This window comes from Micromonospora sp. NPDC005806 (assembly GCF_042871425.1).
In the GTDB taxonomy this organism is placed as follows: Bacteria; Actinomycetota; Actinomycetes; order Mycobacteriales; family Micromonosporaceae; genus Micromonospora.
In genome coordinates, this window is record NZ_JBIAIL010000040.1 from 41,425 (window position 1) to 62,461 (window position 21,037).

At 72.4% G+C, this 21,037-nt stretch carries 18 protein-coding genes and 1 pseudogene; 7 read left to right on the forward strand and 12 right to left on the reverse strand.

Features of this window, described 5'->3' with window-relative positions:
* Positions 1 to 48: 48 nt before the first annotated feature.
* The 3 genes from ACFYOS_RS29915 to ACFYOS_RS29925 form a co-directional block, all read right to left on the reverse strand.
* The gene (locus ACFYOS_RS29915) at positions 49 to 969 is read right to left on the reverse strand and encodes a RimK family alpha-L-glutamate ligase (RefSeq protein WP_387148682.1); all 921 of its coding nucleotides are present in this window, start codon (positions 967 to 969) and stop codon (positions 49 to 51) included.
* Between the two features lie 6 nt (positions 970 to 975).
* A complete protein-coding gene (locus tag ACFYOS_RS29920; protein ID WP_387148684.1) occupies positions 976 to 1,311 on the reverse strand; it encodes a hypothetical protein in 336 nt (111 codons plus the stop codon).
* A gap of 247 nt (positions 1,312 to 1,558) precedes the next feature.
* Complete coding sequence (locus ACFYOS_RS29925; RefSeq protein ID WP_387148686.1) at positions 1,559 to 2,515, reverse strand: heme o synthase; 957 nt, start codon at positions 2,513 to 2,515, stop codon at positions 1,559 to 1,561.
* A gap of 266 nt (positions 2,516 to 2,781) precedes the next feature.
* On the opposite strand from ACFYOS_RS29925, the gene tkt reads away from it, so the two are divergent.
* The 6 genes from tkt to pgl all read left to right on the forward strand — a co-directional run bounded on the left by tkt (position 2,782) and on the right by pgl (position 11,461).
* A complete protein-coding gene (tkt, locus tag ACFYOS_RS29930) occupies positions 2,782 to 4,920 on the forward strand; it encodes a transketolase (protein ID WP_387148688.1) in 2,139 nt (712 codons plus the stop codon).
* A gap of 16 nt (positions 4,921 to 4,936) precedes the next feature.
* Positions 4,937 to 6,115, forward strand: coding sequence for a transaldolase (gene tal, locus ACFYOS_RS29935; RefSeq protein WP_387148690.1), 1,179 nt, complete (start codon positions 4,937 to 4,939; stop codon positions 6,113 to 6,115).
* Between the two features lie 197 nt (positions 6,116 to 6,312).
* Complete coding sequence (locus ACFYOS_RS29940; protein ID WP_387148692.1) at positions 6,313 to 7,956, forward strand: glucose-6-phosphate isomerase; 1,644 nt, start codon at positions 6,313 to 6,315, stop codon at positions 7,954 to 7,956.
* 98 nt (positions 7,957 to 8,054) lie between these two features.
* On the forward strand, positions 8,055 to 9,569 hold the full coding sequence (zwf, locus tag ACFYOS_RS29945; RefSeq protein ID WP_387148694.1) for a glucose-6-phosphate dehydrogenase: 1,515 nt from the start codon (positions 8,055 to 8,057) through the stop codon (positions 9,567 to 9,569).
* Between the two features lie 22 nt (positions 9,570 to 9,591).
* Positions 9,592 to 10,608: a glucose-6-phosphate dehydrogenase assembly protein OpcA gene (locus ACFYOS_RS29950; RefSeq protein ID WP_387148696.1), complete on the forward strand. Its 1,017-nt coding sequence runs from the start codon at positions 9,592 to 9,594 to the stop codon at positions 10,606 to 10,608.
* Positions 10,609 to 10,690: 82 nt separating this feature from the next.
* Positions 10,691 to 11,461, forward strand: a complete 771-nt coding sequence (gene pgl / locus ACFYOS_RS29955; RefSeq protein WP_387148698.1) for a 6-phosphogluconolactonase — start codon at positions 10,691 to 10,693, stop codon at positions 11,459 to 11,461.
* A gap of 219 nt (positions 11,462 to 11,680) precedes the next feature.
* Here the strand turns inward: pgl and ACFYOS_RS29960 are convergent, their stop codons facing one another.
* The 8 genes from ACFYOS_RS29960 to rapZ form a co-directional block, all read right to left on the reverse strand.
* On the reverse strand, positions 11,681 to 12,025 hold the full coding sequence (locus ACFYOS_RS29960) for an RNA polymerase-binding protein RbpA (RefSeq protein ID WP_387148700.1): 345 nt from the start codon (positions 12,023 to 12,025) through the stop codon (positions 11,681 to 11,683).
* Positions 12,026 to 12,157: 132 nt separating this feature from the next.
* The gene (secG, locus tag ACFYOS_RS29965; protein WP_387148702.1) at positions 12,158 to 12,418 is read right to left on the reverse strand and encodes a preprotein translocase subunit SecG; all 261 of its coding nucleotides are present in this window, start codon (positions 12,416 to 12,418) and stop codon (positions 12,158 to 12,160) included.
* Between the two features lie 95 nt (positions 12,419 to 12,513).
* Positions 12,514 to 13,305 (reverse strand): triose-phosphate isomerase, encoded by a 792-nt coding sequence (tpiA, locus tag ACFYOS_RS29970; protein WP_387148704.1) that lies wholly within the window; start codon positions 13,303 to 13,305, stop codon positions 12,514 to 12,516.
* Positions 13,306 to 14,505: a phosphoglycerate kinase gene (locus tag ACFYOS_RS29975; RefSeq protein ID WP_387148706.1), complete on the reverse strand. Its 1,200-nt coding sequence runs from the start codon at positions 14,503 to 14,505 to the stop codon at positions 13,306 to 13,308.
* Between the two features lie 52 nt (positions 14,506 to 14,557).
* A complete protein-coding gene (gene gap, locus ACFYOS_RS29980; protein WP_387148708.1) occupies positions 14,558 to 15,562 on the reverse strand; it encodes a type I glyceraldehyde-3-phosphate dehydrogenase in 1,005 nt (334 codons plus the stop codon).
* Between the two features lie 263 nt (positions 15,563 to 15,825).
* The gene (whiA, locus tag ACFYOS_RS29985; RefSeq protein WP_387148710.1) at positions 15,826 to 16,806 is read right to left on the reverse strand and encodes a DNA-binding protein WhiA; all 981 of its coding nucleotides are present in this window, start codon (positions 16,804 to 16,806) and stop codon (positions 15,826 to 15,828) included.
* A 54-nt stretch (positions 16,807 to 16,860) separates the two neighbouring features.
* Positions 16,861 to 17,865: a uridine diphosphate-N-acetylglucosamine-binding protein YvcK gene (gene yvcK, locus ACFYOS_RS29990; protein ID WP_387148712.1), complete on the reverse strand. Its 1,005-nt coding sequence runs from the start codon at positions 17,863 to 17,865 to the stop codon at positions 16,861 to 16,863.
* On the reverse strand, positions 17,862 to 18,797 hold the full coding sequence (gene rapZ, locus ACFYOS_RS29995) for an RNase adapter RapZ (RefSeq protein WP_387148714.1): 936 nt from the start codon (positions 18,795 to 18,797) through the stop codon (positions 17,862 to 17,864). Before rapZ ends, yvcK begins: the two co-directional genes overlap by 4 nt.
* A 234-nt stretch (positions 18,798 to 19,031) precedes the next feature.
* Between rapZ and recQ the strand changes: the two genes are divergently transcribed.
* On the forward strand, positions 19,032 to 20,873 hold the full coding sequence (recQ, locus tag ACFYOS_RS30000; RefSeq protein WP_387148716.1) for a DNA helicase RecQ: 1,842 nt from the start codon (positions 19,032 to 19,034) through the stop codon (positions 20,871 to 20,873).
* 70 nt (positions 20,874 to 20,943) lie between these two features.
* Here the strand turns inward: recQ and ACFYOS_RS30005 are convergent.
* A pseudogene (locus ACFYOS_RS30005) lies at positions 20,944 to 21,037 on the reverse strand (phytochelatin synthase); the annotation flags it as partial.

Below are 21,037 nucleotides of genomic sequence, written 5' to 3' on the forward strand. Positions count from 1 at the left end.
GAGACGGTAACGGGTGCGTCCGGCGTCGCCGGACGCACCCGCCGAAGGTCAGGCGCGGGCGCGCAGGTGGGTGGTGATCGCCTCGGCGAGGCGATCGGGGGCGCCATCGGCGTACCCGATGAACAGGCTGGGCTCGGTCAGTTCCAGCTCGACCAGGACCGGCGCGCCGTCCGGGCCGGGGATCAGGTCCACCCGGGCGTAGAGCAGCCGGTCCGTGCCACCGGGGATGACGGCCAGGGTCTTCTCCGCCGTGTCCAGCTGCTCGGGCGTGGCCGTCCGGGCGTCGATCCGCTCCGCCTTGTAGAGCTCGGCCACGCCCAGGTCGGGGCCGGTCAGCATGGGCCCCTTGCGGATGGCGTGGCTGAAGACCAGGCCGTCGGGTCCGGCCAGGAAGAGCAGCGCGGTCTCGCCGGCGGTGTCCACCGCGCTCAGGTACGGCTGGACCATGGTGACCCGGCCGGCGTCGGAGAGCCGCCGCACGTGCGCCACGGCCAGCGCCCGGTGCTCCGGGTCGGCCAGGTCGTACCGGCCGGTGTCCTGGCTGCCGGCGCTGACCGCCGGCTTGATCACGTACTCGCCGGTGTCGGCGGGCGGGGTCCAGTTCTCCCCCGGCTCGACCCACGCCGTCGGCACGGTCGGCACACCCGCCGCCGAGAGCTCGGCCAGGTAGCGCTTGTCGGTGTTCCAGGCGACCACGTCGGCGGGGTTGCCCAGGGCCGGCACGGTCCGTGCCCAGGCCACGAACTCGTCGCGCCGCAGCGCGTAGTCCCAGGGCGAGCGGAGCACGGCCAGGTCGTACCCGGACCAGTCCACGGCCGGGTCGTCCCAGACCACCGCCTCCGCGGCGACGCCACGGGCGGCGAGCGGGGCGAGCACGAGCCGGTCGTCCGGGTCGAGGTCGGGCAGGGCGGTACAGGTGACGATTGCGACCCGTGGCTCCCCACGGGTCGGCTGGTGGTGGGTGGTCAAGTTATGTCAACGGGCCATCGTGCGCCGAGCCATCGACCGCCAGAGGTCGTTGCTCGGACGCATCTGGTCCATCAGTTCACGCTCCCAGGCGTTCTCGACGGTGACCCCCGCCGTGGCGCAGGCCTGCCGCGCGACGTCGGTGCCGTCCGCGAACTGGTCGGCCCACGCCCCGTCCTCACCGACGAGGACGATGCGGGCGCCGCGCTTGCCGACGTACTCGATGACCGCCTTCGCGCCGCCGTGCCCGGCGGCGAACGACTTGATGCCCGCGACCAGGCCGTTGGGGGCCTGCTCAGCAACGGTCTGTTCAGCCGTCAGCGTCGTATCGGAACCATCTGCCATGACGCGAAGCCTAAGCAGACTTCCACCCACATGTGCGAGAACGATGAACTAATTGTGATGCCAATTACCTACAGGTTTAAGGAAGACCACAGGTAATTCGCCCGGACATGGCGGATAAGTCGGGGCGAAGCGGGCTGGGCAATCGCCCCGGTCCGTCCCGGTTGACGGGCACGACTGAACCCGAAAAAAAATTCGGGAAAAATTTCTCGACCTGCGGCGACCGGCATCCCGGTCGCCGCGGACCGGATCAGAGCAGGGCGTCGAGTGCGACGGCCGCGAAGAGGATGGTGAGGTAGGTGGTGGACCAGTGGAACAGCCGCATCGGCTTGACCGCCTCGCCGCGCGCCGCGCGCCGGCAGAGCTTGTGCGCCTCGACGACGAAGACGCCGCCGACGACCAGCGCGGTGACTCCGTAGATCGGGCTCATCCCCAGCGGCCAGACGGCGAGCGAGGAGAGCAGGGTCAGCCAGGAGAAGGCGATGATCTCGGCGTTCACCCGGCGGACCGAGGCCACCACCGGCAGCATCGGGATGCCGGCCCGGGCGTAGTCGGCCTTGTACTTGATCGCCAGTGCGTAGAAGTGCGGCATCTGCCAGAAGAACACCACCGCGAACAGGCCCCACGCGGCGGGGGCCAGCGACCCGGTGACCGCGGCCCAGCCGATCAGCACCGGCGCCGCGCCGCAGGCGCCGCCCCAGAAGGTGTTGGCCGCCGTGGTCCGCTTGAGCCAGAGCGTGTAGACCAGGTCGTAGTAGGCGATCGCGGCCAGGGTCAACCCGGCCGCCAGCCAGTTGGTGAACGCGGCCATCAGCGCCACCGAGATCACCGCGAGCACCAGACCGAAGATCAGCGCGTTCCGCGGCGACACGGTGTGCGCGGGCAGCGGCCGGCGCTTGGTGCGCCGCATCAACTGGTCGATGTCCCGGTCGATGTAGCAGTTGAGCACGCTGGCCGCGCCGGCGGCGAGCGAGCCACCGACCAGCACCACGGCCACCAGCCAGAGCGAGGGCATCCCGCCGTCGGCGAGCATCATCGCCGGCACGGTGGTGACCAGCAGCAGCTCGACGATCCGCGGCTTGGTGAGCGCCACGTACGCGGCCAGTACGGCCCGCACGTCCCGCCGGCCGGTCGCCGGCGCCTCCGCCACTGTGCCCACCGGGGGCTGCCCGGCAGGGTTGACGGGGCGCTCGGTGATCATGCTCACGGATTGCCACCTTCCGGCTTCGGCAGGGGAGGTCGGGGTCGGCCCGGACCCGTCCGGGTCCACACACCGCCCCACACACTACGCGTCGTCGTTTTCGCTGCCCCGGAGACCCGACAACGGTGCGGGCCGTCACAGTCGGAGGTGAACGACCGATCCGGTCGGAGACGTACAGAACAGCATGCAGAGATCCCCGGGCGCATGTTTAGGCCCGCTCGATAGGGTCATCAGTGAGGGTTCCGCCCATCCTGCCGAGGAGCACAACCATCGTGGCTGCAAACCGACCCGAGCATCCCGCTCTCAACTGGTCCGACCTCGACCGCAGGGCCGTCGACACGGTCCGCGTGCTGGCCATGGACGCCGTGGAGAAATCCGGCAACGGCCACCCGGGCACGGCGATGAGCCTGGCCCCGGCGGCGTACCTGCTCTTCAACCGGGTGATGCGGCACAACCCGGCCGACCCGAACTGGCCCGGTCGGGACCGGTTCGTCCTCTCCGCCGGGCACTCCAGCCTGACCCTCTACATCCAGCTCTTCCTCGCCGGCTACCCGCTGAGCCTGGAGGACCTTAAGGCGCTGCGCCAGTGGGGCTCGCTCACCCCCGGCCACCCCGAGCACGGCCACACGCCGGGCGTGGAGACCACCACCGGCCCGCTCGGCCAGGGCCTCGGCAACGCGGTCGGCATGGCGATGGCGGCCCGCCGGGAGCGCGGCCTGTTCGACCCCGAGGCGGACCGGGGTGACTCGCCGTTCCACCACGACATCTGGTGCATCGCCTCGGACGGCGACATCGAGGAGGGCATCAGCCACGAGGCCAGCGCGCTCGCCGGCCACCAGCAGCTCGGCAACCTCTGCGTGATCTACGACGACAACGAGATCTCGATCGAGGACGACACCCGCATCGCCAAGAGCGAGGACGTGGCGGCCCGCTACGAGGCGTACGGCTGGCACGTGCAGACCGTCGACTGGCGGCGCGGCGACGCGGACCAGGGCGACTACCACGAGGACGTCGAGGCCCTCTACCGGGCGCTGGTGGCCGCGAGGGCGGAGACCGGCCGCCCCTCCTTCATCGCGCTGCGCACCATCATCGGCTGGCCCGCGCCCAACAAGAAGAACACCGGCAAGATCCACGGCTCGGCGCTCGGTGCCGACGAGGTGAAGGCCACCAAGGAGATCCTCGGCTTCGACCCGCAGCGGACCTTCGAGGTCGACGACGACGTGCTCAAGCACGCCCGCCAGGTGATGGAGCGGGGCGCCGAGGCGCAGGCGGCGTGGACCACCACGTTCGACGCGTGGGCGCAGGCCAACCCGGAGCGCAAGGCGCTCTGGGACCGGATGGCCGCTCGCAAGCTCCCGGAGGGCTGGGCCGACGCCCTGCCGACCTTCCCGGCCGACGCCAAGGGCGTCGCCACCCGGGCCGCCTCCGGCAAGGTGCTGGAGGCCCTCGCCCCGGTGCTGCCCGAGCTCTGGGGCGGCTCGGCCGACCTGGCGGAGAGCAACAACACCACCATGAAGGGCGAGCCGTCCTTCATCCCGGCGGAGCACGCCACCAAGGACTTCCCGGGCGACGAGTACGGTCGCACGCTGCACTTCGGCATCCGCGAGCACGCCATGGGCGCGATACTCAACGGCATCGCCCTGCACGGCGGCACCCGCCCGTACGGCGGCACGTTCCTGGTGTTCAGCGACTACATGCGCCCGTCCGTCCGGCTCGCCGCGCTGATGAAGCTGCCCGTGGTCTACATCTGGACGCACGACTCGATCGGCCTCGGCGAGGACGGCCCGACCCACCAGCCGGTGGAGCACCTGACCGCGCTGCGCGCCATCCCCGGCCTGGACGTGGTCCGCCCGGCCGACGCCAACGAGACCGCGTGGGCGTGGCGGCAGGCCCTGGAGCACACCGACCGGCCGACCGCGCTGGCGCTCAGCCGCCAGCCGCTGCCGACCGTCGACCGGAGCGCGCTGGCCGGCGCCGAGGGCACCGCCAAGGGCGGCTACGTGCTGACCGAGGCCTCCGGCGGCAAGCCGCAGGTGATCATCGTCGGCACCGGCTCCGAGGTACAGCTCTGCCTCACCGCGCGGGAGCGGCTGGAGGCTGACGGCACCCCGACCCGGGTGGTCTCCATGCCCTGCCAGGAGTGGTTCTTCGCGCAGGACGAGGCCTACCGGGAGTCGGTGCTGCCACGCGGGGTAAAGGCACGGGTGAGCGTGGAGGCGGGTATCGCCATGTCCTGGCGCGGGATCGTCGGCGACTGCGGTGAGACCGTGAGCCTGGAGCACTACGGGGCGAGCGCTCCGCACACCGTGCTGTTCGAGCAGTTCGGGTTCACCCCGGACCGGATCGTGGCCGCCGCGCACGCGGCACTGACCCGGGTGGGCGACATCACCGGCAACCCAACCGGCAACTGAGGGGAGCGTGGACGGCATGACCGACAGGCTTGGTGAGCTGAGCGCCGCGGGTGTGGCGATCTGGCTCGACGATCTTTCCAGGACCCGGCTGAGCTCCGGCGGGCTCGACCAGCTCCGCCGGGAGAAGCACCTGGTCGGGGTGACCTCCAACCCGACCATCTTCGCGAAGGCCCTGAGCGACGCCGACGAGTACGACTGGCAGCTGAAGGACCTCGCCATCCGTGGCGTGGACGTCGAGGAGGCGGTCCGCCTGCTCACCACGTACGACGTACGGTGGGCCTGCGACGTGATGCGCCCGGCGTACGACGCGAGCGCGGGGGTCGACGGCCGGGTCTCCATCGAGGTGGACCCGCGGCTGGCGCACGAGACGGAGAAGACCGTCGCCGAGGCCGGGGCGCTGTGGTGGCTGATCGACCGGCCCAACCTCTTCATCAAGATCCCGGCCACCGAGGCGGGGCTGCCGGCGATCACCGCAACCCTGGCCCAGGGGATCAGCGTCAACGTCACACTGATTTTCGGGCTGGACCGCTACTCGCAGGTGATGGACGCGTTCCTCGCCGGCCTGGAGCAGGCGAAGGCGAACGGGCACGACCTGTCCAAGATCGGCTCGGTCGCGTCGTTCTTCGTCTCCCGGGTCGACACCGAGGTGGACAAGCGGCTGGAGAAGATCGGCACCGACCAGGCCAAGGCGCTGCGCGGCAAGGCCGCCATCGCCAACGCCCGGCTGGCGTACGAGCGGTACTGCGCGGTCTTCGGCTCGGACCGCTGGCAGGCCCTGGCCGACGCCGGCGCCCACCCGCAGCGCCCGCTCTGGGCGTCCACCTCGACCAAGAACCCGGACTACCGGGACGTCATGTACGTCGAGGACCTGATCGCGCCCGGCACGGTGAACACCATGCCGGAGGCGACCATCCACGCCGTCGCCGACCACGGTGAGGTCCGCGCCGACACCGTCACCTCCTGCTACGACGACGCCCGCAAGGCCTTCAACGACCTGCAGAACGTCGGCGTGGACATGGCCGACGTGGTCGCCGTCCTCGAGCGGGAGGGCGTGGAGAAGTTCGAGGCCAGCTGGCTGGAGCTGCTCGACGGGGTGCGGAAGTCGCTCACCGAGGCGGCCAAGGGCGCCGGGCAGCCGGGCCGGGCCGCGAAGAGCAGCGCGCAGGCCGCGGCGAAGGCCGGGGGCAACGCGTGACCGACGGCGCCGGACGCGTCCCGGGGCACCGCCCCGGGACGCCCCACGCCGTCCGCTCCCGCAGGAGCGGGGTGACGAGGTGAGCGCGAGGAATGAGCCGATTTTGCGAGCCCCGCAGTCGCGAACAGAGGTGACGAGGTGAGCGCGAGGAGTGAGCCGATTTTGCGAGCCCCGCAGTCGCGAACAGAGGTGACGAGGTGAGCGACCTGCTGGCCGGTCCGGCGGAGATCGCCGGCGGGCTGGCCGTGCATGGCGCGGACGCGGTCGACCGGTCCGCGTCCGCTTCGGTGCGCGAGCAACTGGTCGCCCGGGACGTCTCCGCCCGACTCGCCGCCAAGGACCCCACCCTGTGGGGCCCGGACGCAGCGGCCGAGGCAAAGGTCCGGCTCGGCTGGCTGGACACCCACCAGCGCAGCCGGGAGCTCCTCCCCCAGCTCGCCGAACTGGTCGAGGAACTGGCCGACCTGGACCACGTGGTGCTCGCCGGGATGGGCGGGTCGTCGCTCGCCCCCGAGGTGATCGCCCGCACCCTCGGCCGGCCGCTGACCGTGCTGGACACCACCGACCCGGGGCAGGTCCGGGCGGCCCTCACGGACCGCCTCGACCGGACCGTGGTGGTGATCTCCAGCAAGTCCGGCTCGACCGTGGAGACCGACAGCCACCGGCGGGCGTACTGGCAGGCGTTCCTGGACGCCGGGATGACCGAGGCGGAGGCGGCCCGGCACTTCGTCGTGGTCACCGACCCCGGCTCCCCGCTGGAGGCGACCGCCGCCGAGATGGGCGTGGTCACCATCGTCGCCGACCCGGAGGTGGGCGGCCGGTACTCGGCGCTCACCGCCTTCGGCCTGGTCCCCTCGGCCCTCGCCGGGGTCGCGGTGACCGACCTGCTGGACGACGCGGACGCCCTCGCCGGGTCGCTCGGGCGGGACCGGGACAACCCGGGCCTGGCGCTGGGCGTGGCGCTGAGCGCGGCGGCCGCCACGGGCCGGGCCACCGTCACCCTGGTGTCCGACGGCACCGGCGTCGACGGGCTGGGCGACTGGGCGGAGCAGCTGCTCGCCGAGTCCACCGGCAAGGCCGGCGCGGGGATCCTGCCGGTGGTGGTGGAGTCGCCGGACGCCCCCGGCGCCACCGGCCCGGACGTGCTCACCGTGAGCTACGGCGGCGCCCTCGGCCCCGGCCAGCTGCCGGGCGTCGGCGCGGACGTGGCGGTCAACGGCCCCCTCGGCGCCCACTTCCTGACCTGGGAGTACGCCACCGCAGTCGCCGGGGCGGCGCTGGGCGTCAACCCGTTCGACCAGCCGAACGTCGCCGAGAGCAAGGAGAACAGCGCCCGCATCCTCGCCGCCGGAGCACCGGCGGAGCCGCCCTCGTTCACCGAGGGCGCGGTCGAGGTGTACGCCCCGGCCGGCGCCCCCGACGACCTGGCCGGCGTGCTGCGGTGGCTGCTCGACGGGTTGGGCGACGACGGATACCTGGCGGTGTCGGCCTACCTCGACCGACGGGCCGACGCGGCGGTGGCCGGGCTGCGGCCGCAGCTGGCGCGGACGGCCGGACGCCCGGTGACGTTCGGGTGGGGGCCGCGGTTACTGCACTCCACCGGGCAGTACCACAAGGGCGGCCCCCCGGTCGGCAGCTACCTTCAGGTGACCGGCGCGGTCACCGATGATCTGCCGGTCCCCGGCCGCCCGTACACCTTCGGGGAGCTTCAGGCGGCCCAGGCCGCCGGCGACCGGCGGGCCCTCGCCGATCGCGGGCGACCGGTGCTGCGCGTGCACCTGACCGAGCGGGCGGCGGGCGCCGCCCAGCTGCTGGATGCGGCCGGACGGACACGGACGTGACGATGAATGACGTGATCTCAGCGGAAGCGAGGAGGCACCGTGAGCGCGAGGAGTGAGCCGGTCTTGCGAGCCCCGCAGTCGCGAACCGAGGTGGCCCGGTGAACCCGCTGCGCGACCCTCAGGACCGGCGGCTGCCACGGATCCCGGAGCCGTGCGCTCTGGTGATCTTCGGGGTGACCGGCGACCTGGCCCGCAAGAAGCTGCTGCCGGCGGTCTACGACCTGGCCAACCGGGGGCTGCTGCCGCCCGGTTTCGTGGTCCTGGGCTTCGCCCGGCGCGACTGGGGCGACGGCGACTTCGAGTCGCTGGCCCACGAGGCGGCGAAGAAGCATGCCCGCACCCCGTGGCGGGAGGAGGTGTGGGCGCAGCTGGCCGGCAACATCAAGTTCGTCGGCGGCTCGTTCGACGACGACGCCGCGTTCGACCACCTCGCCGCCACCCTCGACGAGCTGCGCGACACGCACGGCATCACGGGCAACGCCGCCTTTTACTTCTCCATCCCCCCGGCCGCCTTCCCGGTGGTGCTCAAGCAGCTGGCCCGCACCGGCATGGCGGACAACGCCAAGTCCGGCGGCTGGCGCCGGGTGGTGGTGGAGAAGCCGTTCGGCAACGACCTGCCCTCGGCGAAGGCGCTCAACGACCTGGTCGACGACGTCTTCACCCGCCAGGACGTCTTCCGGATCGACCACTACCTGGGCAAGGAGACGGTCCAGAACATCCTGGCCCTGCGGTTCGCCAACAACCTCTTCGAGCCGCTGTGGAACTCCAAGTACGTCGACTCGGTGCAGATCACCATGGCCGAGGACGTCGGCATCGGCACCCGGGCCGCGTTCTACGACTCGGTGGGCACCACCCGGGACGTGCTGCAGAACCACCTGCTCCAGCTCCTCGCGCTGGTGGCGATGGAGGAGCCGACCAGCTTCGACGCCGACGAGATCCGGACCGAGAAGCTGAAGGTGCTCAAGGCCATCACGGTGCCGAAGGACGTCTCCCGGGACACCGTGCGCGGCCAGTACCTGCCCGGCTGGGTCGGCGGCGAGCGCGCCCCCGGCTACCTGGAGGAGGAGGGCGTCCCGGCAGACTCCACCACCGAGACGTACGTGGCGGTCAAGCTCGGCATCCAGAACCGGCGCTGGGCCGGGGTGCCGTTCTACATCCGGGCCGGCAAGCGGCTGCCCCGGCGGGTCACCGAGGTGGCCATCATGTTCAAGAAGGCGCCGCACCTGCCGTTCGACCCGGCCGACATGGAGTCGCTCGGCCCCAACCAGCTCGTCATCCGGGTTCAGCCGGACGAGGGCGTGGTGCTGAAGTTCGGCTCCAAGGTGCCCGGCACCACCATGGAGGTCCGCGACATCGCGATGGACTTCCAGTACGGCGAGGCGTTCACCGAGTCCAGCCCGGAGGCGTACGAGCGGCTCGTGCTCGACGTGCTGATCGGCGACCGGACCCTGTTCCCCGACGCCGCCGAGGTGGAGCAGAGCTGGCAGGCGGTGGACCCGCTGGAGCACGCCTGGGTGGGCACCAAGCCGGAACCGTACCGGGCCGGCGAGTGGGGGCCGCGCGCGGCGGACGAGATGCTGGCCCGCGAGGGTCGGGCCTGGCGGCGGGCATGACCGAGCAGACCTGGAGGATCCCGTGATCGGGCTGTGGGACACCACCGGCAACGAGGTGGTCAAGGCGCTCGCCGCCGAGCGGCGCAGCGCGGGCGGAGTGGCCAGCGGGATGGCGCTCAGCCTGATCGTCGTGGTGGACGAGAAGCGGGTCCGGGAGGCGGAGGCGGCGGCGACCATAGCGGCCGCCGCCCACCCGTGCCGGCTGCTCGTGGTGGTCCGCACCGACATCGAACGGGAGCGCAACCGGCTGGACGCGGAGATCGTCATCGGCGGCCGGCTCGGGCCCGGCGAGGCGGTGGTCATGCGGATGTACGGCCGGCTCGCGCTGCACGCCGAGTCGGTGGTGCTGCCGCTGCTCGTGCCGGACGTGCCGGTGGTGACCTGGTGGCACGGCGAGCCGCCGGAGGAGATCGCCACCGACTTCCTCGGCGTGGTGGCCGACCGGCGGATCACCGACGCGGCACAGGCAGCCGATCCGATCGCCGCGCTGCGGCAGCGAGCGGCCGACTACGCGCCCGGCGACACCGACCTGGCCTGGACCCGGATCACCCCGTGGCGCACGCTGGTCGCCGGGGCGTTCGACACCGCCCAGGCCAAGGTCACCGAGGCAACCGTGGTGGCGCCGCGCTCGGACCCGACGGCGGCGCTGATGCGCGGCTGGCTGGCCGCCCGGCTCGGCATCGACCCGGTCTGGGAGCCCACCGACCAGTTCCCCCGGATGCGCGAGGTGCAGCTGCGCTGCAGCAACGGTGACCAGTTGGCCCTGTGCCGGGACGACAACATGGCGATCTTCCGGCGTACCGGGCAGGCGGACCGAGCGCTGCCGCTGGTCCGCCGCCCGCTCGGCGACGAGCTGGCCGAGGAGCTGCGCCGCCTCGACGCCGACCAGGTGTACGCGGAGGCGCTCGGCGCCGCCGCCGGCCTCTCCGGACTGGACCAGCGTCCGAGCCAGCGAGTGCACGTGTGGAAGGATCCGGCGACCGCCCAGCGGGCCGAGGCCGGCATCACCGCGCACGCCGGCGCGACGGCGAAGGAGTGAGCGACACGGCAGTGGGGACCGCTCGGCGGTCGGACAGCACAGGTGACCGCCGTGGGGCGGTCGGAGCACGAAGGCGCGATGGATGAGTGAGGCGAGTGTCGCCGTACACGCCGACCCCGACCTGCTGGCGCAGGCGGTGGCGGCCCGGTTGGTGGTGAAGCTGCTCGACGCGCAGGCCGACCGCGGCCAGGCGTCGGTGGTGCTGACCGGCGGGCGGATCGCCGCGGCGGTCTACCGCGCGGTGGCGGCGCTGCCGGCCCGGGACGCGGTCGACTGGTCCCGGGTCGACGTCTGGTGGGGCGACGAGCGGTTCCTGCCGGCCGGTGACCCGGAGCGCAACGAGACGCAGGCCAGGGCGGCGCTGCTGGACGGGGTGCCGCTGAACCCGGCGCGGATCCACCCGATGCCGGCCTCGGACGGGCCGGCGGGCAACGACCCGGAGACGGCTGCCGCCGAGTACGCGCAGGAGCTGGCCCGGGCGGCCCGGCCGGGCCACGCCGCACTCCCCCACTTCGACGTGCTCCTGCTCGGCGTCGGCGAGGACGGGCACGTGGCGTCGGTCTTCCCGGAGCACCCGGTGCACCACGACAACCGGCCCGTCAGCGCGGTACGCGGCAGCCCGAAGCCGCCGCCGGTGCGGACCACGCTGACCCTGCCGGCGATCAACACGGCCGAGGAGGTCTGGCTGGTGGCCGCCGGCAGCGACAAGGCCCGGGCGGTGGGGATGGCCCTCGCCGGGGCCGGGCCGGTGCAGCTGCCCGCGGCCGGGGTGCACGGGGTCGCCCGTACCCTCTGGCTGCTGGACCGGGCCGCGGCGGCCGACGTGCCGCCCCGGCTGCGCAGCCTGCGCTGAGCGGTAAGGAAGGGCCCCTTCTTACGCCTGCGGTAGAGGAGGGTCCCCTTCCTCACCGCCGTCAGGCGCGGCCGCGACGGCGGCGCAGCACTCGACCACCACGGCGACGCGCCAACCCGGGTGCGACGCGCCGACCCGGGTCAGGCGCGGCCGCGACGGCGGCGCAGCGCTCGACCACCACGGCGACGCGCCAACCCGGGTGCGACGCGCCAACCCGGGTCAGGCGCGGCCGCGACGGCGGCGCAGCGCGTCGAGGGCCTCGGCGAGGAGGGCCTCCGCCTCTTCCGGGGTACGCCGCTCCTGCACGTACGCCAGGTGGGTCTTGTAGGGCTCGGCGCGTACCTGGCCCGGCGGGTTCTCCGGGTCGGGGCCGGCCGGTTCGCCGCAGCGCGGGCAGTCCCACGTCGCGGGGGCCTCGGCCTCCGCGGCGATCAGGAATCGGACCCGGTGGGAGTTACGGCACCAGTAGGTGACCGGCCGGCGCGGGGCCGGCTCGGTGCGCTGGTCGAAGCGTTCGGGGGCGGACCCGATCCGGCTGCCCCGGATGATGTTGCCACTCGGCACGGCTGCTCGCTCCTGTCGTCGGAGGGGACCGCCGCTCGGGGTGGGCGGCGGGCGACGCGGTGCAGCGGAGAAACAAAACTGCGCGCGGTCCGTGACGGACCGCGCGCAGATTGTACGACTAGACCCGCTGACTCAGGAGCCGCTGCTCAGCTGGAGCCGGAGCCAGAGCCCAATTCCGACGATGCACGCGAACCAGATGATCCCGACCAGAACAGTGTAACGGTCGAGATTCTTCTCGGCGACGGAGGAGCCGGCCAGGCTGGAGCTGACGCCGCCGCCGAACATGCTCGACAGACCGCCACCCTTGCCGCGGTGCAGGAGGATCAGCAGGGTGAGCAGGATGCTCGTGATGACCAGCAACACGATCATCGTGTAGGCGAACCAGATCGGCATGGCGGGGGTCAGTCCTCTCGTTACGATCACTGCCCGTCGGAGTCGGGCACGGCGGCACCGACCGACGGACGGGCAGCGTCAAGGATAGCGAGCGATCAGCGGGCGATGTGCTCCGGGAACCGGCAGATCTGCGCGAATTCCTCGGCGTCCAGGCTGGCACCCCCGACCAGGGCGCCGTCCACGTCCGGCTGGGCCATGATCGCGGCGGTGTTCGACGCCTTGACCGACCCGCCGTACAGGATCCGGACCTGCTCGGCGGTACCCTGGTCGTACGTCTCGGCGATCCGCTTGCGCACCTCGCCGCAGACCTCCTGGGCGTCCTCCGGGGTCGCCGTCTTGCCCGTGCCGATCGCCCAGACCGGCTCGTACGCGACGACGACCTTGGTGACCTGCTCCGGGGTGAGCCCCTTCAGCGCGCCGTCGAGCTGGTCGCAGCAGTGCGCGACGTGCCGCAGCTGCTCGCGGACCTCCAAGCCCTCGCCGATGCACACGATCGGGGTGAGGCCGTTCGCCAGCGCCGCCACCACCTTCGCGTTGACGACCGCGTCGTCCTCGTAGTGGTACTGCCGCCGCTCGGAGTGGCCGACCGCCACGTAGGTGCAGCCCAGCTTGGCGAGCATCGGCCCGGAGATGTCCCCGGTGTACGCGCCCGACTGGTACGGCGACAGGTCCTGCGCGCCGTAGCCGATCAGCAGCTTGTCGCCGTCCACCGCGGTCTGCACGGTCCGCAGGTCGGTGAAGGGCGGCAGGACCACCGTCTCGACGTCGGTGAGCTGCTTCTCGTTGAGGCTCGCGGCCAGCTTCTGCACCAGCAGGTTGGCCTCGAGGTGGTTCAGGTTCATCTTCCAGTTGCCGGCCATCAGCGGCCGGCGGGTGGTGCTCGCCATTCAGTTCTCCAGGGCCGCGATGCCGGGGAGGGTCTTGCCCTCCAGGTACTCCAGGGAGGCGCCGCCGCCGGTGGAGATGTGGCTGAAGGACGACTCGTCCAAGCCGAGCGTCCGCACCGCGGCCGCGGAGTCACCGCCGCCCACGACGCTGAACGCGCCGGACTTCGCGATCGCCTCGGCGACCCCGCGGGTCCCGTTGGCGAAGGCCGGCATCTCGAACACACCCATCGGGCCGTTCCAGAAGACCGTCCGCGCCTGGCTGAGGGCGGCGGCGAACCCGGCCACCGTCTCCGGACCGATGTCCAGCCCGACCCGCTTGTTCGGGATGCCGTCCGCCCGGACCGTGTGGTGCTCGGCGTCCGGGGCGAAGGCGACCGCGGCCACCACGTCGACCGGGAGCATGATCTTGCCGGGCTCGCGCTCCATCAGGTTGCGGCAGGTCTCGACCATCTCCTCCTCGAGCAGCGAGCTGCCCACCTCCAGGCCCTGGGCCTTGAGGAAGGTGAAGCACATCCCGCCGCCGATGAGCAGCCGGTCGACCTTGGGCAGCAGGGCCTCGATCACCGCCAGCTTGTCGGAGACCTTCGACCCGCCCAGCACCACGACGTACGGCCGCTCCGGGTCGCCGGTCAGCTTGCTGAGCACCTCCACCTCGCGCAGCACCAGCCGGCCGGCCACGTGCGGCAGCCGCGCCGGCACGTCGTAGACGCTGGCGTGCTTGCGGTGCACGGCACCGAAGGCGTCGTCGACGTACGCCTCGCCGAAGGCGGCGAGCTGATCGGCGAAGGCGCCCCGCTCGGCGTCGTCCTTGCTGGTCTCGCCCTTGTTGAAGCGGAGGTTCTCCAGCAGCGCGACCTGGCCGTCGGCCAGCCCCTCCACGGTGGAACGGGCGGAGTCGCCGACCGTGTCCTCGGCGAAGTGGACCGGCGCACCGAGCAGCTCGCCCAGCCGCCCGGCGACCGGGCGGAGGCTGAACTGCGGGTCGGGCGTGCCCTTCGGCCGGCCCAGGTGCGAGCAGACGACCACCTTGGCGCCGCCCTGCAGCAGCGCGCTCAGGGTCGGCAGCACGGCCCGGATCCGGCCGTCGTCGGTGATCCCACCAGTCTGCTTGTCGAGCGGGACGTTCAGGTCGGCGCGCACCAGCACGCGCCGACCCGACACCCCCTCGGCGAGCAGGTCGTCGAGGTTGCGGATGCTCACAGAGCTAGCCCTCCGTTCGTGACTGCGGGGCTCGCAAGCTCACTCCTCGCACTCACAGGGACGAACCCACCAGCTTGACCAGGTCGACCAGGCGGTTCGAGTAGCCCCACTCGTTGTCGTACCAGCCGACGACCTTGACCTGGTTGCCGATCACCTTGGTCAGCGGCGCGTCGAAGATGCAGGACGCCAGGTCGGTGACGATGTCGGCGGAGACGATCGGGTCCTCGTTGTAGACCAGGATGCCCTTGAGCGGGCCGGCCGCGGCGGCCTTCATCGCGGCGTTGACCTCGTCCACGGTGGTCTCCCGGCCGACCGTGACGGTCAGGTCGGTGGTCGAGCCGGTCGGGATCGGCACGCGCAGCGCGTAGCCGTCCAGCTTGCCCTTCAGCTCGGGCAGGACCAGGCCGATCGCCTTGGCGGCGCCGGTCGAGGTCGGCACGATGTTGAGCGCGGCGGCCCGGGCCCGGCGCAGGTCCTTGTGCGGCGCGTCCTGCAGGTTCTGGTCCTGGGTGTACGCGTGGATGGTGGTCATCAGACCCTGCTGGATGCCGAACGTGTCCTGCAGGACCTTCGCCATCGGGGCGAGGCAGTTGGTGGTGCAGGACGCGTTCGAGATGATGGTGTGCTTGGCCGGGTCGTACCGGTCCTGGTTGACGCCCATGACCACGGTGACGTCCTCGTTCTTCGCCGGCGCGGAGATGATGACCTTCTTGGCCCCGCCGTCGATGTGCGCCTTCGCCTTGGTGGCGTCGGTGAAGAAGCCGGTGGACTCGATGACGACGTCGGCGCCGACCTCGCCCCACGGCAGCTTGGCCGGGTCCTTCTCGGCGTACGCCTTGATGGTGTGGCCGCCCACGCTGATCTCGTCGTCGGTGGCCTTCACCTCGTGCGGGAGGCGGCCCAGGATGCTGTCGTACTTGACAAGGTGGGCGAGCGTCGCGTTGTCGGTCAGGTCGTTGACCGCCACGACCTCGATGTCAGCGCCGGACGCCAGCACTGCCCGGAAGAAGTTGCGGCCGATCCGGCCGAAGCCGTTGATGCCAACCCGGATGGTCACAGGTCCCATCTCCTCGCGTTCTGGTCCGCCGGCGTCAGACCACGGCCGGCGGAGGTGTGTTCGCCGACCGTTGGAGCCGGCCGTTGACGGTTCATCTCGGCCACCCCGCCGCGGTCCTGGAGACCTGACCGCCCGAGGCGGTGAGCACGGCGAGGAGTGCCTGTACCGGCCCCCTTGCCGTACGCAGCGACCATATCCGAGCGCACGCCGCCCCGCTGCGGCGGGTGGTGATCCCGACCGCAGAGTGACGCCTCACCGACCTATCAGACCACGAGCATGTCCGGCGTGACGGCCGCTTCCGTATCCGGGATGCCCAGGTCGCGGGCCCGCTTGTCGGCCAGGGCGAGCAGCCGGCGGATCCGGCCGGCGATGGCGTCCTTGGTCAGCGGCGGGTCGGCGAGGGCCCCGAGTTCCTCCAGCGAGGCCTGCCGGTGCTCCAGCCGCAGCCGCCCGGCCGAGGTGAGGTGGTACGGGGCGTCGTCGGCGAGGATCTCCAGCGCCCGGGTGACCCGGGCGGCGGCGGCCACCGCGGCGCGGGCCGAGCGGCGCAGGTTGGCGTCGTCGAAGTTGGCCAGCCGGTTGGCGGTCGCCCGGACCTCCCGGCGCACCCGCCGCTCCTCCCAGGCCAGCACGCTGGAGTGGGCGCCGATTCGGGTGAGCAGGGCGGCGATCGCGTCGCCGTCCTTGACCACCACCCGGTCCACCCCGCGCACCTCGCGGTTCTTCGCGGTGATGCCGATGCGCCGGGCCGCGCCGACCAGCGCCAGGGCCGACTCCGGGCCGGGGCAGGTGATCTCGAGCGCGCTGGAGCGGCCCGGCTCGGTGAGCGAGCCGTGCGCCATGAACGCGCCCCGCCAGGCGGACACCGCGCAGCAGACGTTCGCGGCCACCACGTGCGGCGGCAGCCCACGCACCGGGCGCCCGCGGACGTCCAGCAGGCCGGTCTGCCGGGCGAGGGCCTCCCCGTCCTTCACCACCCGGACGATGAAGTGGCTGCCCTTGCGCAGCCCGCCGGAGGCGAGCACGTGGATCTCGCTCGGGTAGCCGTAGACCTCGGCGATCTCCCGACGCAGCCGCCGGGCGACCGCGCCGGTGTCCAGCTCCGCCTCGACCACCACGCGGCCGGACACGATGTGCAGCCCGCCCGCGAAGCGCAGCAGCGCGGCCATCTCCGCCCGCCGGCAGCAGGGCTTGGGCACGTCGACCCGACTCAGCTCGTCCTTGACCGCCGCGGTCATCGCCATAGTGCGCCCCCTCACGGACCGGTTCCGGCGTGTCGCCGGTGATTACGTACGTGTCTAACGATCGGCACCCAGGACAGGCACCAGTGCGGCGCCCAGGGCGGCTGGATCATGACGGGGCGTGCCGTCGGTGACGGCGACGGGAGCGAGGACCAGCCGGGCACCCAGCGATTCTGCCGCATGCCGGACCGCTTCGGGGTCACCCACCGCCGTGGAGTCGGCCAGCACCATGTCCACCTTCAACTCAGGCAGATGGCGCCCGAGGGTGTCCAGATGGTCGGGCAGGGAGAGCCCGAGGGTCTCCTTCTCCGCCACCAGGTTGAGCGTCACCAGCCGGCACGCCGGGCTGGAGACGATCGCGTCGGCCAGCCCCGGCACCAGCAGATGGGGCAGCACGCTGGTGTACCAGCTGCCCGGGCCGAAGATCAACCAGTCGGCGACGCGTACCGCGGCCACCGCCTCCGCGCAGGCGGCCGGCTCGGCCGGGGCGAGCCGCAGCGACTCGACCCGCCCGGTGGTGACCGCCACCTGGTGCTGGCCGCGCACCGTCCGGACCTCGTCGGGCCGCTCCGGGTCGGCGCCGCGTACCCGGGCCTCGATGTCCACCGGCTCGCAGGACATCGGCAGCACCCGGCCGACTGTGCCGAGCATCGCGCCGGCGTGGTCGAGCGCGGCCACCGGGTCGCCGAGCAGCTCGGTCAGCCCGCTGAGCACCAGGTTGCCGACCGCGTGTCCGGCGAGGGAGTCGCCCCCGCCGCGGACCCCGGTCAGGCCCACCGCCTCGCCCGGGTCGGACGCGAGCGTGAAGCGGTGCTGGAAGAGCGCGGCGCTGCGCCGGGTGGCCGGGTGATCGCCGGCCAGCGCGACCAGCGCCTGCCGCAGGTCCCCCGGGGGCAGCCCGCCGCGCTCGGCCCGCAGCCGGCCGCTGGAGCCGCCGTCGTCGCCGACGGTGACCACCGCGGTGATGTCCAGGTCCAGTTCGGGTACGCAGTGCCGCAGCGCCCGCAGCGACGCCGAGAGCCCGTGCCCGCCGCCGAAGGCGACCACTCTGGTCGGGGTCATTCCCGCCCCAGGTCCCGGTGCTGGGCGTTGGCGGCGATGCCGGACTGGCGCAGCCGGGCGGCCAGTTCCTCGGCGATCGCGACGCTGCGGTGCTTGCCGCCGGTGCAGCCGACGGCGACGGTCAGGTAGCGCTTGCCCTCCCGCTCGAAGCCGGCGGTGGTGGCGTTGACCAGGTCGGCGTACCCGGCCACAAAGGCGTCCGCGCCCTCCTGGCCCAGCACGTACGCGCTGACCGCCTCCTCCCGCCCGGTGTGCTCGCGCAGCTCGGGCACCCAGTACGGGTTGGGCAGGAAGCGGGCGTCCATCACGAAGTCGGCGTCCGGCGGGAGGCCGTACTTGAAGCCGAAGGAGAGCACGGTGATCCGCAGCCGGCGGGAGTCCTCCCCGCCGAACAGCTCCTCGACCCGGCGGCGGAGTTGGTTGACGTTGAGGTGGCTGGTGTCGATGATCACGTCGGCCTGGTCCCGGGCCTCCTCCAGCAGGGCCCGCTCGACGGCGATGCCGTCGGCCAGCCGCCCGTCGCCCTGCAACGGGTGGGAGCGGCGGACGCTCTCGAACCGGCGGATCAGCACCTCGTCGTCGGCGTCGACGAAGACCACCCGGGGCTGGAAGCCGCGCTCCCGCAGCTCCCGAATCGCCCCGGCCAGGTCAGTGGAGAAGGCGCGGGATCTGACGTCCAGCACCATGGCCGTACGCCGGGTCGCGCCGCCGGCCTTGAAGGCCAGCTCGGCCATGTCGAGCATGAGCGCCTGGGGCAGGTTGTCGACCACGTAGTAGCCGACGTTCTCCAGTGCCCGGGCCACGGTGCTCCGGCCACCGCCGGAGAGGCCGGTGACCACCACCAGGGTGGTGTCCGCCTCGGCCGGCGCGGGACGGCCGAGGGCCGTCTCCGGTCCGGTCGGCACCAGGTCTCCCGTCCGCGCCTCGCTCACCCGTTACCCCCAGCCATGGCGCCGCGGCCGGTCGGCCGCGCGTGGTCAGTCAGCGACTCTAACGGCTGCGACCCGGTCCGGGATTCCACGGGGTGACGACCGGAACACCACACTGCCCGGTTTGTCGGGTTGTTCGGCCGAACCTGTCGTACCCTCGACAGCCCGGCCGGCCGACTCGGCTCGGGGCGACGCGCGCTCCCCGACCCTGTCGGCGGACGCTCGTAGACTGCGCCAATGGTCTCCCCCACCGGTCAGCGGACCGAGGACGCGTTGCGGGTGCTCAACCGGGTGTTCGGCTACGACACCTTCCGCGGCTCCCAGCAGCAGGTCGTCGAGCACGTGGTGGACGGCGGCGACGCGCTGGTGCTGATGCCGACCGGTGGCGGCAAGTCGCTCTGCTACCAGATTCCGGCGCTGGTCCGGGACGGCGTCGCGGTGGTCGTCTCACCGCTGATCGCCCTCATGCAGGACCAGGTCGACGCGCTCACCGCCGTCGGCGTCCGGGCCGGCTTCCTCAACTCGACCCAGGACCTCGCCGAGCGGCGCCGGGTCGAGGCCGCCTTCCTCGCCGGCGAGCTGAACCTGCTCTACCTCGCCCCGGAGGCCCTCGCCGTCCGCTCCACCGTCGCCCTGCTGGAACGGGGGCGCATCGCACTCTTCGCGATCGACGAGGCGCACTGCGTGTCGCAGTGGGGGCACGACTTCCGCCCCGACTACCTCAACCTGTCGATGCTGCACGAGCGGTGGCCGGGGGTGCCGCGCCTCGCGCTGACCGCCACCGCCACCCGCGCCACCCGCACCGAGATCGCCACCCGGCTCAAGCTCACCGACGCCCGGCACTTCGTGGCCAGCTTCGACCGGCCCAACATCCAGTACCGGATCGCGCCCAAGCGGGAGCCGCGCAAGCAACTGCTCGGCCTGCTGCGCGACGAGCACCCCGGCGACGCCGGCATCGTCTACTGCCTCTCCCGCGCCTCGGTGGAGAAGACCGCCGAGTTCCTGGTGCAGAACGGCATCCCGGCGCTGCCCTACCACGCCGGACTGGACGCGACGACCCGGGCGGCCAACCAGCAGCGCTTCCTGCGCGAGGACGGGCTGGTCATGGTCGCCACCATCGCCTTCGGCATGGGCATCGACAAGCCGGACGTCCGCTTCGTCGCCCACCTCGACCTGCCCAAGTCGGTGGAGGGCTACTACCAGGAGACCGGCCGTGCCGGGCGCGACGGGCTGCCCTCCACCGCGTGGCTGGCGTACGGGCTGCAGGACGTGGTGCAGCAACGCAAGATGATCGAGACCTCCGAGGGCGACCTGGCACACCGGCGCAATCTCGCCACCCACCTGGACGCGATGCTGGCCCTCTGCGAGACGGTCCGCTGCCGCCGCGCACAGCTGCTGGAGTACTTCGGCGAGACCATGCCCGGCGCCTGCGGCAACTGCGACACCTGCCTCGAACCGCCCGAGTCGTGGGACGGCACGGTCGCGGCGCAGAAGCTGCTCTCCACCGTCTTCCGGCTCGACCGGGAGCGCAACCAGCGGTTCGGCGCCGGGCACTGCGTGGACATCCTGCTCGGCAAGCGCACCGACAAGATCGACCAGTACGGCCACGACTCGCTGACCACGTTCGGCATCGGCACCGAGCTGCGCGAGACGGAGTGGCGGGGCGTGGTCCGGCAACTGCTCGCCGAGGGTCTGCTCGCCGTCGAGGGCGACTACGGCACGTTGGCGCTGACCGAGGCCAGCGGCGAGGTGCTGGGCCGTCGGCGTACGGTCACCATGCGGCGGGAGCCGGAACGGCCGGCGTCCGGCCGGTCGGCCAAGCCCCGCGGCGCGGCCACCGTGGTCGTCGACCTCACCCCGGCCGCCGCGTCGGTCTTCGAGCGGCTGCGCGCCTGGCGGGCGGCCACCGCGAAGGAGCAGGGGGTGCCGGCGTACGTGATCTTCCACGACGCCACGCTGCGGCAGATCGCCGGCGAACCGCCCGCCTCGCTGGCCGAGCTGTCCCGGATCAGCGGCGTCGGCGAGAACAAGCTGGCGAAGTACGGCGAGGCGATCCTCGCCGCTCTCGCCGAGGACTGACCGGTCGTGGAGATGGTGAAGGGCCCGGCCCCCGGGTGGGGGTCGGGCCCTTCGTGGTTGTGCGGGTTTGTCAGGAGGTGCTGTAGCCGCGGGTGGCGATCCAGTCGGCGAGGTGGTCGACGCTGATGCGGTAGGAGGCCATGTTCGGGTCGGCCGAGTCCGCG